Origin of the sequence: Streptomyces alfalfae (assembly GCF_004127445.1) — a bacterium.
GTDB lineage: Bacteria > Actinomycetota > Actinomycetes > Streptomycetales > Streptomycetaceae > Streptomyces > Streptomyces alfalfae.
The window spans coordinates 76039-88625 of sequence record NZ_QEXM01000043.1; the positions used below are offsets into that span (position 1 = coordinate 76039).

The 12587-nt window shown below is 71.3% G+C and carries 13 protein-coding genes and 1 pseudogene; 6 read left to right on the forward strand and 8 right to left on the reverse strand.

Going from position 1 to position 12587, the window contains the following annotated elements; genetic code table 11:
* Nucleotides 1-115: 115 nt before the first annotated feature.
* The 4 genes from ligD to DCW30_RS23330 form a co-directional block, all read right to left on the reverse strand.
* Nucleotides 116-1147 carry a non-homologous end-joining DNA ligase gene (ligD, locus tag DCW30_RS23315; protein WP_062783251.1) on the reverse strand — a complete coding sequence of 344 codons (1032 nt, stop codon included), beginning with the start codon at nucleotides 1145-1147 and terminating at the stop codon, nucleotides 116-118.
* A 590-nt stretch (nucleotides 1148-1737) separates the two neighbouring features.
* A complete protein-coding gene (locus tag DCW30_RS23320) occupies nucleotides 1738-2532 on the reverse strand; it encodes an endonuclease domain-containing protein (protein WP_237283327.1) in 795 nt (264 codons plus the stop codon).
* Between the two features lie 92 nt (nucleotides 2533-2624).
* On the reverse strand, nucleotides 2625-2837 hold the full coding sequence (locus DCW30_RS23325; protein ID WP_076683208.1) for a hypothetical protein: 213 nt from the start codon (nucleotides 2835-2837) through the stop codon (nucleotides 2625-2627).
* Between the two features lie 2 nt (nucleotides 2838-2839).
* Nucleotides 2840-3046, reverse strand: a complete 207-nt coding sequence (locus DCW30_RS23330) for a hypothetical protein (protein WP_076683210.1) — start codon at nucleotides 3044-3046, stop codon at nucleotides 2840-2842.
* Between the two features lie 179 nt (nucleotides 3047-3225).
* Between DCW30_RS23330 and DCW30_RS23335 the strand changes: the two genes are divergently transcribed.
* The 6 genes and pseudogenes from DCW30_RS23335 to DCW30_RS23360 all read left to right on the forward strand — a co-directional run bounded on the left by DCW30_RS23335 (nucleotide 3226) and on the right by DCW30_RS23360 (nucleotide 9252).
* Nucleotides 3226-3459 carry a hypothetical protein gene (locus DCW30_RS23335; RefSeq protein ID WP_062671446.1) on the forward strand — a complete coding sequence of 78 codons (234 nt, stop codon included), beginning with the start codon at nucleotides 3226-3228 and terminating at the stop codon, nucleotides 3457-3459.
* Nucleotides 3440-3964, forward strand: coding sequence for a DUF6879 family protein (locus tag DCW30_RS23340; protein WP_076683212.1), 525 nt, complete (start codon nucleotides 3440-3442; stop codon nucleotides 3962-3964). Before DCW30_RS23335 ends, DCW30_RS23340 begins: the two co-directional genes overlap by 20 nt.
* Nucleotides 3965-3975: 11 nt before the next feature.
* A pseudogene (locus tag DCW30_RS23345) lies at nucleotides 3976-4828 on the forward strand (helix-turn-helix domain-containing protein).
* Nucleotides 4829-5304: 476 nt separating this feature from the next.
* On the forward strand, nucleotides 5305-6408 hold the full coding sequence (locus tag DCW30_RS23350) for an ATP-dependent DNA ligase (RefSeq protein ID WP_076683214.1): 1104 nt from the start codon (nucleotides 5305-5307) through the stop codon (nucleotides 6406-6408).
* A gap of 90 nt (nucleotides 6409-6498) precedes the next feature.
* Nucleotides 6499-8292: a hydroxysqualene dehydroxylase gene (locus DCW30_RS23355; protein WP_076683216.1), complete on the forward strand. Its 1794-nt coding sequence runs from the start codon at nucleotides 6499-6501 to the stop codon at nucleotides 8290-8292.
* Nucleotides 8293-8322: 30 nt separating this feature from the next.
* Nucleotides 8323-9252, forward strand: coding sequence for a DUF3048 domain-containing protein (locus DCW30_RS23360; protein ID WP_076683218.1), 930 nt, complete (start codon nucleotides 8323-8325; stop codon nucleotides 9250-9252).
* A 39-nt stretch (nucleotides 9253-9291) separates the two neighbouring features.
* Here the strand turns inward: DCW30_RS23360 and DCW30_RS23365 are convergent, their stop codons facing one another.
* From DCW30_RS23365 to DCW30_RS23380, 4 genes are all read right to left on the reverse strand, one after another.
* Nucleotides 9292-10215: an RNA polymerase sigma-70 factor gene (locus DCW30_RS23365; RefSeq protein ID WP_076683220.1), complete on the reverse strand. Its 924-nt coding sequence runs from the start codon at nucleotides 10213-10215 to the stop codon at nucleotides 9292-9294.
* 60 nt (nucleotides 10216-10275) lie between these two features.
* Nucleotides 10276-10752, reverse strand: a complete 477-nt coding sequence (locus DCW30_RS23370; protein WP_076683222.1) for a carboxymuconolactone decarboxylase family protein — start codon at nucleotides 10750-10752, stop codon at nucleotides 10276-10278.
* A gap of 103 nt (nucleotides 10753-10855) precedes the next feature.
* Entirely contained in the window at nucleotides 10856-11788 is a 933-nt protein-coding gene (locus DCW30_RS23375; RefSeq protein ID WP_076683224.1) for an SDR family oxidoreductase, read from the reverse strand.
* Nucleotides 11785-12573, reverse strand: coding sequence for an SDR family oxidoreductase (locus DCW30_RS23380; protein ID WP_076683226.1), 789 nt, complete (start codon nucleotides 12571-12573; stop codon nucleotides 11785-11787). Before DCW30_RS23380 ends, DCW30_RS23375 begins: the two co-directional genes overlap by 4 nt.
* Nucleotides 12574-12587: the final 14 nt, after the last annotated feature.

Genomic DNA, 12587 nt, shown 5'->3' on the forward strand with positions numbered 1-12587 from the left:
CCCCGCTCGGGGCGGGGGCGTCGTTGCGCTCGCCCCGGGCCGCTCCTGCTCCGCCGCCCCGGGCCGGTCGGCGTGGACGGTGCGGCACGCCCGCGCCCCGCCCTGCCGGTTCGGGTCAGTCCTCGTGTCTGGCGCGGCTCGGCTGCACGCGTTTCGGCTCGCCGGGCATCTTCGGGTACTCCGGCGGATACGGCAGGTCGCCGAGCCCGTGCTCGCGCTCGTCCCTGTTGGCCAGGTCGAGGAGGGCGTCGAGCGAGTGGGCCCGGTCGTCCATGCGGGCGTGGACGTCGCCGGCCTCGGCGAACCGGCCCGGCATGGTGGCGATGTCGAAGTCCTCGGGGCGGGCGTCCTCGACCTCCTCCCACCGCAGCGGTGCGGAGACGGGGGCGTGCGGGCGGGCGCGGATCGAGTAGGCGGAGGCGATGGTGCGGTCCCTGGCCGTCTGGTTGTAGTCGACGAAGATCTTCTCTCCGCGCTCCTCCTTCCACCAGGCGGTGGTGACGGCGTCCGGCATCCTGCGCTCCAGCTCCCGCCCGACGGCGATGGCGGCGCGCCGCACCTGCGTGAAGGTCCACCGGGGCTCGATCGGCACGAAGACGTGCAGCCCGCGCCCGCCGGAGGTCTTGGGCCAGCCCACGAGCCCGCCGAACTCGTCGAGGACGGCGCGCAGTTCGTGCGCGGCCCGCACCGCGTCGGCGTAGTCGGTGCCGGGCTGCGGGTCGAGGTCGATGCGGAGTTCGTCGGGGTGGTCGAGGTCGTCGCGCCGGACCGGCCAGGGGTGGAAGGTGAGAGCGTTGTACTGGACGGCCCACAGGACGGCGGCCAGCTCGGTCGGACACATCTCGTCGGCGGTGCGTCCGCTGGGGAAGGCGATGGTGGCGGTGGGAATCCACTCGGGGTGGTTCTTCGGGACCCGCTTCTGGTAGAAGAACTCCCCCGCCGCCCCCTCCGGGTAGCGCTGCAGGGTCGTGGGCCGGTTCCGCAGCGCACGGAGGATGCCGGGCCCCACGGCCACGAAGTACCGGGCGACGTCCAGCTTGGTGAACCCGCGCTCGGCGAAGACGACGCGGTCAGGACTGGAGATCCGCACCTTCCGCTCCCCCGCGTCGATCTCCACGGCCGCGCTCTTGCCCTTGTCTGCACCCATGGGGCCACGCTAAGGGGGGTGGACATTCGCCGCATCCCTCCCCTCGGCGAGCCCCGCTGAACAGGCGCCCCCGCCCGGCCCCTCTTACGTTGGGCTCATGGATCTGCCGGTGATGCCACCCGTGAAGCCCATGCTCGCCAAGCCCGTGGCGACGATTCCCCCGGGCATGCAGTACGAGGCCAAGTGACCATACACCCGGCGTGACCTGCAAAGTCAGCGCTACGAGGCACCCCCCAGGGCACACGTAGGCCCCCGTGCGTCAATCGGATGACGCACCCCCTCGCAAGTCCGGACGGCCCTTGCGCCAAGCGCAAGCTACCGGCGAGGTTTGCGTCAAAATCCCTGGTCAGAGGGGGTGTGGAGGCGCAGCGTCAATCAAGAAGCCTAAACCGGAATCGTGATCATCATGACACTCGACCTCCCCGACCTCTCCACCCTCCATCGCACATATGGACTGCGACGACCTGGCCATCCTGGCCGACATCCTGCCCGGCATGAAGTGGCAGGCCCCCGAGGCAGCGAGCGGCACACCTGGGCGGATACGCTCATGGGACAGGTGGTGGCCGCCCAGGAAGCTCGTGAACGGACAGCTACCGGCGGCCGAGGCGTGACAGGAAGTTGTTGACGAACTTCTGCACCTCCGCCTTCTCCGTCGTGTCCCGCACGTCCAGACGGTCAACCCATTCGACCCCGGCGTTGATCAAGAGGCGGGTTCGGCTGTGATCGTTCGAGGCCCGCTTGGGGCCCTCATGGTGGGGCCCGTCCACCTCGATCACACCTGCCCGACCCTTGTAAGTGATCAAGAAATCAGGCTCCCGGGTGGTGCCGAGCACCCTCATCTTGCACAGCGGCATGATGCCGATCGTTTCGTCATCCGGTAGGGCTGCCTGCTTCTCTTTGAGCACCTGGTAGACACGGTGCTCCCACTCGTTCGTGAAGTGGAGATCGTCCTCAATCGGGTGCTTCGCTTCGAAGCGAACCTTGCGTGCGTGGTTCGTCGGCCGGGGCCCACCCACTCCCCGGAGCTGGTCTCGCCAATTCGGGGCAGGCTTAGGGATTACGGGGCGAACTACGATGGAACCGACGACCACCGTGGCTGCGGCGGGGAGAACGGTGCACATGGCCGTCTCGATCCGCCCTAGGACCGCGCCGGTGAATTTGGGCACGAGCTGCGGTTCGACCGTGCAATACGCCCTATAGTCGTCCGGTTCGTAGTCGCCCGAGTTCCACAGAACCAGCTCAACAGTGATCACCTCTGCGGCGAGCAGTGCGGCCTCAACGTCCCCTTGCTGATAAAGGAGCGTGGCAGCAGCTCCCAACAGCTCCTCGCCCATCTCATGGACCGGCTTAGCCATCATGATCGCATCGAGCGACTCTTCACCCATGTGGAGCATTTTGACAGCCGCCGCTGACACTCCAGCACTCCAGCCTGGCGGGGCCCCAATACGCCAGGCCGGTAGGAGAACTTGCCCCCTACCTACTCGCCGACTCGGATAGCTTCCGCGATCTTCTCGGCGGCCTCGGCGCGCACCATGCCCAGGTGGACGTACGGCTTGCCGCTGTGCGTCACCATCGGCCGCACGCTGCCCCACACGCGTTCCGGCAGGCCCAGCCCGACCAGAGCGGCCCGGATCGCTTCCGCCGCGTCCGTGGCCGCCTTCCGGCCGTCCCGGTAGGTCCGCATGTCCATCGTCACCGGTGGCTCCCGGAGTGGTCACGGCTCTTCATGGCGTGCTTGGCGGCCTGGCCGAAGCCCCCGGCCCCCTCGGCGGCCTGGAGGCTCCGCCACTCTGCCTGACAGGTCGCACACCCCGGGACCGGAGCGCAGTCCAGCAGCCGGGCGTTGAAGCCCATGGGGAGGTCGATGGGCGGTTCCTGGGTGGTCTTGTGTGTCGGCATCCGCGTTCCGCTCCCGGTGGAGATGTGGGCAACCGCTCCTGACGATAGAGAGCGCCAAGGTGCGGGTCCACGAAGTTGCACGCGGTTGCACGTTGGCCCTGAGCAGCCTTGACGCCCAGACTGGACGCCGTGAGGCTGCGTGCGATCAACCGCAACCCGGATGGACTTGAGGAGGGGCCATGAGCCTACGGTTCGTAGGGAAAGACCCGGAGTCCGGAGATCACGGTTGCCCGGCGGTGTGGGTGGACGAGGAAACGCAGGATCTCGTCATTCAGGGCGTGACGGCCGATGCCGACACGACCGCCCGGACCGTCCAGGACAGCCCTCTTCCGGCACACGAGAGCGTGGTACGGCTGCCGCAGCGCATGATTCCGCTGCTGAGGGAGGCACTTGATGGCGCAGAGCCTGAGTAACTTCACCGACCTGATCCGGTCGGTTGAGCGGTCTGCCGTTCATCTGGAGATGCGCGACGTGTACGCCATCCCGAACGAGGACGAACGCTTCGCGGCGTGGCGGGAGGGTCACCGGCTCGACCCGGACGACCGCGAGTCGTGGTGGCGGCCCTGGCTCGACGTGGTGCAGGAAGTCACCGCCAAGGGTGTCCGGTTGCGCCGGGCTCGAATCGTGAGCGAACCGCCCAGCGAGTACATCCGGTACGAGCACTCGTTCACCTTCACCAACATCGCCGCGGGCGAGGAAATCCGCTGGCTGCCCCGCCGGTTGGCGTCCGGGCTCACGCTGCCCGGGAACGACTTCTGGCTGTTCGACGGGAAGCTCGTCCAGTTCAACGTGTTCGACGGTGAGGGGCGCTGGGTCCACACTGACCAGACCGATGATCAAACAACCGCCGGCATCTGCGCCGACGCCTTCGAGGCCGTCTGGGACCTGGCCACGCCGCACGACAAATACACCGTCTGAGAGGCAAGTTCATGCCCACATCGCCGCTGTCCACCGCCCAGACTGCCCGCGCGGCCATAGCTGCCCAACTGGACGGCATACGTCGGGACGCGGGGCTGACAGGACATGAACTGGCCGTGCGGTGCGGGTGGCACAAGTCGAAGGCCTCCCGCATCGCACGGGCCAAGACAGCCCCCTCCGATGACGACATCCGGGCCTGGTGCCACGCCTGCGGTGTAGCAGACCGGGCGGCCGATCTGATCGCCGCGTCCCGTACCGCCGAGTCCATGTACGTCCACTGGCGGCAGATCCACCGGGACGGGATGCGGAGGGTCCACGAGAAGACCGTCCCCCTGTATGAGCGAACCGCCCGCTTCCGCGTGTACGCCTCCAACGTCGTGCCGGGGATGCTCCAAGACCGCCGACTACGCGACAGGGCTTCTGCGGTCCATCACGGCTTTCCAGGGCACCCCTGACGACGTGGCCGACGCCGTACAGGCACGCCTCAACCGGTCCCGCGTCGTCCACGAGGGCAACCACCGGTTCGGGCTGCTGCTCGAAGAAGCCGTTCTGTACTACCGGGTCTGCGACGGCCCCGAGCTGGCCGCACAGCTTCGGCACCTGCAAGAGATCATGTCCCGGCCGAACGTGTCCCTAGGGATCATCCCGTTCGCGGCCCGGCGCACCGTGTGGCCGCTCGAAGCCTTCTACGCTTTCGATGACGCCCAGGTGGCTGTGGAGACCCTGACGGCAGAGGTCAACATCACGGCACCGGGCGAAGTGCGCACATACCTGCGGGCGTTCGCAGAATTGTCCCGGTCCGCCGTTCACGGACCGGCGGCACGCGAGTGCATCATGCGGGCCCTTGATTCGGCGCTTGAGTAGCTCTCGACCGGCATTCACGGCAACGACGCCGCCCTTCGGGAAGGCCCCCTTTCCGCCTGGGCATGGCTTCCCGCGACCCGCACACGGAATGACGCCAGCCATTCGGCACGACATTCCATCGGCGCGAGCATGGGCGCACCATTCGCGACGTCTTCACACATGTCGCCCGCACGCATGTCGACTGCAGCGAATACGCACCGGGTCGCGGCAGAGAAATCCGTGATCGACGGCGGCCGGTGATCCGGTGCAGCGGTCGCCGTGACCGCGCACCTGGCGGAAGATGGTGACCGACGCGAACAAGATCCTTGCCGACCGGCCGCCGCAGACACGCCTCGCTCCCGCTCAAGCATCGGGAGTCGGTCAGGGCGGCACGGAAGCGGCCAGGCCACTCGTCGGCGGCGATCACGCTGGACACGTATAGCCGCCTGACGGGTACGAAGTACGTCACTGACAGTGATAGGCGCAGGTGACCGACCATGGATCTCCCCGTGATGCCACCCGTGAAGCCCATGCTCGCCAAGCCCGTGGCGACGATTCCCCCGGGCATGCAGTACGAGGCCAAGTGGGACGGGTTCCGGGCCATCGTCTTCCGGGACCGGGGTGAGCTGGAGATCGGCAGCCGGACGGGGAAGCCGCTCACCCGGTACTTCCCCGAGCTGGTGGCGGCCCTGCGGGAGCGGCTGCCCGCGCGCTGCGTGCTGGACGGCGAGGTCGTGATCGCGCGGGACGGGCACCTCGACTTCGACGCGCTCAGCGAACGCATCCACCCGGCGGCCTCGCGCGTCGCGACGCTCGCCGAGCGCACGCCCGCCTCCTTCGTCGCCTTCGACGTCCTGGCGCTGGGCGACGAGGCGCTGCTCGACACCCGTATGGACGACCGCCGCGCCCGCCTGGTGGAGGCGCTGGACGGGGTGACGCCGCCGGTCCACGTGGCGCCGGCGACCACGGACGTCGACGTGGCGCGGCGCTGGTTCGACCAGTTCGAGGGCGCGGGCCTGGACGGCGTGATCGCCAAGCCGCTCGATCTGCGCTACCGCCAGAACGAGCGCTCCATGTTCAAGATCAAGCATGAGCGCACGGCGGACTGCGTGGTCGCCGGCTACCGCTTCCACAAGAGCGGGCCCGTCGTCGGCTCGCTCCTCCTCGGCCTCTACGACGACCACGGCGCCCTGCAGCACGTGGGCGTCGCCGCCGCGTTCTCCATGGCGCGGCGGGCGGAGCTGATCGACGAGCTGGAGCCGCTGCGCCTGGAGTCCGCCGCGGACCACCCCTGGGCGGCCTGGGGCGACGAGGCGGCGCACGAGGGGGCGCGGATGCCGGGCGCGCCGAGCCGCTGGACGGGCAAGAAGGACCTGTCGTGGGTGCCGCTGCGCCCCGAGCGGGTCTGCGAGGTCGCGTACGACCACATGGAGAACGGACAGCGCTTCCGCCACACGGCGAGATTCCGCGCCTGGCGCCCCGACCGCGAGGCGGAGAGCTGCACCTACGCCCAACTGGAGGAGCCGGTCTCGTACTCCCTGGAGGACGTGCTCGGCGGCCCCGGGCCGGGCGCTCAGCGCCGCAATCACGCCAACCTGTGATCGCGCACCCCCGTGTCTTCCGCCCCACGGGGCACGGCCATATGCTCCACCGCCTGACACGTCAGTTACCGACGGTAAGGGGGACGGGGCATGGGGCACAGCGGTGTCGGGGGCAGCACGAGACGGGGGTTCGTCGCGGGGGCCGCGGCGGTCGGAGGGGCCGCCGCGATGGGCCTGGGGACGGGGGTCGCGCGGGCGGCCGGCACAAAAGCGGGGGCCCCGCGGGCGCAGCAGTCCGTGGCCGTGCTCGGCGGCGGGGTCGCGGGGCTGACGGCCGCGCACGAGCTGGCCGAGCGCGGCTTCGACGTCACGGTCTTCGAACGCAGGGCGCTCGGCGGCAAGGCCCGCAGCATGGACGTGCCGGACAGCGCGAAGGGCGGGCGGAAGCCGCTGCCGGGCGAGCACGGCTTCCGCTTCATCCCCGGGATCTACCACAACCTGCCGGACACCATGCGGCGCATCCCCTTCCCCGGGAACGCCCGCGGCGTCTGGGACAATCTCGTCGCCCCGCGCGAGATGTCGTTCGCGCGCACCGGCCGCGAGGACCTGCGCATGCCGATCCCGTGGCCGGGCACGGAGCCCGAGCGGCTCACCCTGGACGACATCCGCCGGGCCCTCACCGCCCTGCTCGACACGGCCCTCAACCTGCCGGCCCACGAGGTCGCGTACTTCGTGAACCGCGCCCTGGTCTTCCTCACGAGCTGCGACGAGCGCCGTGACGACGACTGGGAGGCGACGCCGTGGTGGGACTTCGTGCGGGCCGAGCGGATGTCGAAGGACTACCAGCGCGTCCTGGCCATCGGCGTCACCCGCAACATCGTCGCGACCAAGGCGGAGGAGGCGAGCACCCGCACCGTCGGCACGCTGGGCGAGGCCTTCGTCCTCAACGCGCTCGGGCAGGGCGCCGACGGCCCGCCCGACCGGCTGCTCAACGCCCCCACGAACGAGGCGTGGATCGACCCGTGGGTGGCCCATCTGACGTCGCTCGGCGTGCGGTTCGAGATCGGGTGGACGGTGCGCGAGCTGGTGTTCGGCGGCGGCCGGATCACCAGGACCGTCGCCGAGGACCCGGACGGCGTGCGGCGTGACATCACCGCCGACCACTACGTGCAGGCGATGCCGGTGGAGCACGCGCGCAGGACATGGGGCGCCGCGCTGAGGGCGGCCGACCCGCAGCTCGCGCGCTGCGACAAGCTCCGCACGGACTGGATGACCGGCATCCAGTTCTATCTGACCGAGCGGCCTCCGGTGGTGAAGGGCCACTTCAACTGCATCGACTCGCCGTGGTCGCTGACCGGCATCGCCCAGGCGGGCCACTGGCCGGACCGCGACTTCGCCGCCGACTACGGCGACGGCGTCGCGGTCGAGTGCCTGTCGGTGGACATCTCCGAGTGGGACAAGCCGGGGATGCTCTACGGCAAGACGGCCAAGCAGTGCACCAGGGACGAGGTCGCCAAGGAGGTGTGGGCGCAGCTCAAGGCCGCGCTGAACGACACGGGCAAGACGGTCCTGAGCGACGGCACGCTGCACTCGTGGTTCCTCGACCCGGGCGTCGACGGCCTCGGCACACCGCACCCCACCAACGAGGACGAACTGCTCATCCACCCCGTCGGCACCTTCCACAACCGCCCCTCGGCGGCGACGAAGATCCCCAACCTCTTCCTCGCCGGCGACTACGTCTCCGTCGACATCGACCTCGCCACGATGGAGGGCGCCAACGCCGCCGCCCGCCAGGCGGTCAACGCCCTGCTGGAGCGGTCCGGTTCGGATCAGAGGCCCTGCACGGTGACGCCCCTGTTCCGGCCCCCGGAGATCGAGCTGGCCAAGCGCCATGACCGCACCCGCCACCGGCTCGGCCTGCGTAACGTTCTCGACGTGGGCTGAGACCGGCACCGTATGGGGTAAGACGTACGCATGAGACGGTGGGCGCGGACGCGGGCAGGGGCCGGGGCGGTGGCGCTCGCCGCCCTGGCCGTCGGCTGCACGATTCAGACCGAGGGGGGCGGGGCGGCCCAGGGCTCCGAGGGCGGCGGTTCCGTCCTCGCCGTGAAGATCGACAATGTGGGCGCCGCGCGCCCGCAGACCGGCATCGACGCCGCCGACGTCATCTACGTCGAGCAGGTGGAGGCCGGGCTCAGCCGTCTGATGGCGGTGTTCGCCACCGAACTGCCGCCGGTCATCGGCCCGGTGCGCAGCGCGCGCGAGACGGACCTCGAACTCCTGCGGCAGTTCGACCGGCCCGCCCTCGCCTTCTCCGGAGCGCAGTCGAAGCTCCTGCCGCTGATCGACGGCTCGCCCCTGCGGGCCCTGCCGCCCGGCAAGGCGCCCGGTGACGCCTACTACCGGGACGGCGGCAGGGCGGCGCCGCACAACCTCTTCGTACGCCCGAAGGCCCTGGACAGCGGCGCCCGCGCGGGGGCGCTGGAGAGCACCGGGTTCCGGTTCGGCCCGCGCCCGGCCGGCGGCACACCGGAGACCCGGCGGACGGTGCGGTACCCCTCGGCGAGCTTCACGTTCGACTGGGTGGAGTACGAGGGGCGCTGGCGCGTGGCCATGGACGGGACGCGCGCGCGGACGTCCGGCGGCAAGGAGCTGCGGCCGTCCACGGTCGTCGTGCAGTACGTGAAGGTGCGTCCGTCCCGCTTCCACGACCGCTCGGGAAGCGTCACGCCGTTCACCGAGACGGTGGGCGAGGGCACGGCGCGCGTCCTGCGGGACGGACGTGCCTACGAAGCGCGCTGGGAGCGGCCATCGGCCGGGGACGGCACGCGGTTCACGACGCCCGGCGGCGAACCGCTGCCGTTCGCCGCCGGGCAGGTGTGGGTCGTGTACGCGAAGGCGTGAACGCCGCGCGGGCATGCGCCGGGCCACGGGCCGGCCGGGTCAGCGCGGCATGCGGCCCGTGCGCTTCAGCTCGTCGTGGACCGCCCACGCGTTTGCGACCGGCCCCACGTGGCCGAGCTTGTCGGGGTTGATGACCATGCGGATCGCCTGGACCCGGCCCTCGGCGACGTCGAGCGCCCACGTGTGCAGGACCCTGCCGTCCCGGTCGCGGAAGACCGCGCCCGGCTGGCCGTTGACCTCCCGCGGCGCGAAGGTGATGTCGATTCCGGCCATCCGGGGCATGACGGCGCCGAGCAGCCGCGCCACGTTGTCCGCCCCCATGACGGCCCTGGCGAGCTGCGGCGCCTTGCCGCCGCCGTCGCCGACCAGCGACACGTCGGCGGCGAGCAGGTCCCGCAGGCCGCCGACGTCGCCCTCGCGCAGGGCGTCGAAGAACCGCGCCGACAGCGCGTCCCGCTCCTCGCGGTCCGCCGCGAAGCGGGGGCGGCCGGCCCGCATGTGCCCCCGCGCCCGCACCAGGAGCTGCCGGCACGCCGGTTCCGAGCGCCCCACCGCGGCGGCCACCTCGTCGAAGCCGAAGCCGAACACCTCCCGCAGCACGAACACCGCCCGCTCCAGCGGGCTGAGGCGTTCGAGGAGCAGCAGGGCCGCCATGGAGACGGAGTCGGCCAGCTCCGCCGAGCGCGCCGGGTCCTCGTAGGGGTCGTCGAGCAGCGGTTCGGGGAACCAGGGGCCCACGTACCGCTCGCGCCGTGCCCGTGCGGAGCGCAACACGTCGATCGAGACGCGGGTCACCGCCGCCGAGAGGAACGCCTTGGGTGAGTCCGGCCGGGTCGGCGAGGCGTCGAAGCGCAGCCAGGTCTCCTGCACCGCGTCCTCCGCCTCGCCCACGCTGCCGAGAATCCGGTACGCGATGGAGAAGAGCAGCGGCCGCAGCTCCTCGAACTCGTCGACCTTGTCCACTTCCGCATCCCTCTCTCCCATGGCCCCGGAGGCGTGTGCCGCGCCGTGCGGACACGTGGTTCAGTGCCCCTGTCCGGGTTCGTAGGCGCCGGTGGCCGGCTGCTGGGTGATGATGTTCAGCCGGTTCACCATGTTCATGAAGGAGACCATGAACACCAGGGCGGTGAGCTGGTCCTCGTCGTAGTGCTTGGCGGCGTTGGCCCACACCGTGTCGCTGACGCCGGTGGCGGCGTCCGCGACCCGGGTCCCCTCCTCGGCCAGCTCCAGCGCGGCGCGCTCGGCCTCGGTGAAGACCGTGGCCTCCCGCCACACCGACACCAGGTGCAGCCGCACCGAGGTCTCGCCGGCCGCCGCCGCGTTCTTGGTGTGCATGTCGAGGCAGACCGCGCAGCCGTTGATCTGGCTGACGCGCAGCGCCACCAGCTCCTGGGTGGCCCGCGGCAGCGTCGACTCCTGGAGGGTCTTCCCCGCCGACATCAGGTGCTTGATGGCCTTGCCCGCGGCCGGGTTCGTGACGTAGTCGAGTCGCGCTTCCATGGGGTTCTCCTCCGTGGTCGTCTGGCCTTACGACCCCTGAGACGAGACAGCCCCCACCCCTGTGACACGGGCGGATGTGACCTGCGTCGCACCCTGCCGCGGATCAGCGCGCCCCGTAGACCGGCCCCGGCGTCCCGGCGTCCGCGAGGAGCGCCCGCGCCGTCTCGCCCGCCTCGGCCGGGGTCCACCGGGCGCCCTTGTCGGCGGTCGGTCCCGCGCGCCAGCCCTCCATGACGGTGATGCGGCCGGCCTCGGCCTCGAAGACCCGTCCGGTGACGTCCGCGGAGGCGGTGGAGCAGAGCCACACGACGAGCGGCGACACGTTCTCCGGCGCCATCGCGTCGAAGCCGCCGTCGCCGGGCGCGGCCATGGTGTCGGCGAAGGTGCGCTCGGTCATGCGCGTGCGGGCGGCGGGGGCGATGGCGTTGACGCGCACTCCGTAGGCGGCGAGTTCGACGGCGGCCACCAGGGTCAGGCCCAGTATCCCGGCCTTGGCCGCGCTGTAGTTGCCCTGGCCGACGCTGCCGAGCAGGCCCGCTCCCGAGCTGGTGTTGACCACGCACGCGTGCGGCACGCGCCCGGCCTTGGCCTCGGCCCGCCAGTGCGCGGCCGCGTGCTTGAGGGGGAGGAAGTGGCCCGTGAGGTGGACGCGCAGCACGGCGTCCCAGTCGTCCTGGTCGAGATTGACCAGCATCCGGTCGCGCAGGAACCCGGCGTTGTTGACGAGCGCGTCGAGGCGGCCGTACGTGTCCAGGGCCGTCGCCACCAGCGAGGCCGCGCCCTCGGACGTGGCGATGTCACCGCCGTGCGCGACCGCTTCGCCGCCGGCCGCGCGGATCTCGTCGACGACGGCGTACGCGGGGTTCCCGGCCCCCGCCCCGCCGTCGGGCGCGCCCGAGCCGTCGGCCCGTACGCCGAGGTCGTTGACGACGACACGGGCGCCCTCGGCGGCGTGGGCGAGCGCGTGCGCGCGGCCGAGGCCACGCCCCGCGCCGGTGACGGCCACGACGCGGCCCGCGCAGATTCCTGACGTCATGACGCAGTTCCTCCGTACGTCGGGTGGTCCGCGGAAGCCGCGGCGAGGAACGCGGGGCGCTCACCGCCGCCGTGCAGGTGGAGCGAGGCGCCGCTGATGTACCCGGCGCGGCCGGAGGCGAGGAAGACGCAGGCGTCGCCGACGTCGGAGGGCTCGGCGAGGCGGCCGAGCGGCACGGTGCGGGCGACCCGCGCGACGCCCGCCTCGTCGCCGTAGTGGACGTGGGCGCTCTCGGTGCGGGCGAGGCCGAGCACGACCGTGTTGACGCGCACGGCAGGGGCCCATTCGACCGCCATGGTCCGCGCGAGGTTGTCCAGACCGGCCTTCGCCGCGCCGTAGGCCGCGGTGCCGGGCGAGGGACGGGTGCCGCTGACACTGCCGATCATCGTGATGCTGCCGCCGGTGTCCTGGGCGCGCATCACCTCGTACGCCGCGAGGGAGGCGTGGAGCGGGGCGAGCAGGTTCAGTTCGACGATCTTGGCCTGGCGGACGGGGTCGGCGCCGGCGAGCGGTGCGTGGGGCGTGCCGCCCGCGTTGTTCACGAGGGCGTCCAGCGAGCCGTGGTCGGCGGCGACCCGGGCGAGGAAGGCCGGGACGGCCGCCGCGTCGCGCACGTCCAGTGGGCGGAATTCGGCGGTGGCGCCCGCCGCCTCGACCGGCCGCTCGGGCGCCCTGCGGGCGCAGACGACGACGCGGGCGCCGGCCGCGAGGAAACTCCGGGCGATTCCGGCGCCGACGCCGCGGGTGCCGCCGGTGACGACGACCACCTGTCGGGTGTCAGTCATCGCTGCTACCTTTC

What these genes read in the sequence shown, in the direction of transcription:
- ligD (WP_062783251.1), bottom strand. Translation starts at nt 1,147, where the DNA reads ATGGGTGCAGACAAGGGCAAGAGCGCGGCCGTGGAGATCGACGCGGGG.
- DCW30_RS23320 (WP_237283327.1), bottom strand. Translation starts at nt 2,532, where the DNA reads ATGGGTGAAGAGTCGCTCGATGCGATCATGATGGCTAAGCCGGTCCAT.
- DCW30_RS23325 (WP_076683208.1), bottom strand. Translation starts at nt 2,837, where the DNA reads ATGGACATGCGGACCTACCGGGACGGCCGGAAGGCGGCCACGGACGCG.
- DCW30_RS23330 (WP_076683210.1), bottom strand. Translation starts at nt 3,046, where the DNA reads ATGCCGACACACAAGACCACCCAGGAACCGCCCATCGACCTCCCCATG.
- DCW30_RS23335 (WP_062671446.1), top strand. Translation starts at nt 3,226, where the DNA reads ATGAGCCTACGGTTCGTAGGGAAAGACCCGGAGTCCGGAGATCACGGT.
- DCW30_RS23340 (WP_076683212.1), top strand. Translation starts at nt 3,440, where the DNA reads ATGGCGCAGAGCCTGAGTAACTTCACCGACCTGATCCGGTCGGTTGAG.
- DCW30_RS23350 (WP_076683214.1), top strand. Translation starts at nt 5,305, where the DNA reads ATGGATCTCCCCGTGATGCCACCCGTGAAGCCCATGCTCGCCAAGCCC.
- DCW30_RS23355 (WP_076683216.1), top strand. Translation starts at nt 6,499, where the DNA reads ATGGGGCACAGCGGTGTCGGGGGCAGCACGAGACGGGGGTTCGTCGCG.
- DCW30_RS23360 (WP_076683218.1), top strand. Translation starts at nt 8,323, where the DNA reads ATGAGACGGTGGGCGCGGACGCGGGCAGGGGCCGGGGCGGTGGCGCTC.
- DCW30_RS23370 (WP_076683222.1), bottom strand. Translation starts at nt 10,752, where the DNA reads ATGGAAGCGCGACTCGACTACGTCACGAACCCGGCCGCGGGCAAGGCC.
- DCW30_RS23375 (WP_076683224.1), bottom strand. Translation starts at nt 11,788, where the DNA reads ATGACGTCAGGAATCTGCGCGGGCCGCGTCGTGGCCGTCACCGGCGCG.
- DCW30_RS23380 (WP_076683226.1), bottom strand. Translation starts at nt 12,573, where the DNA reads ATGACTGACACCCGACAGGTGGTCGTCGTCACCGGCGGCACCCGCGGC.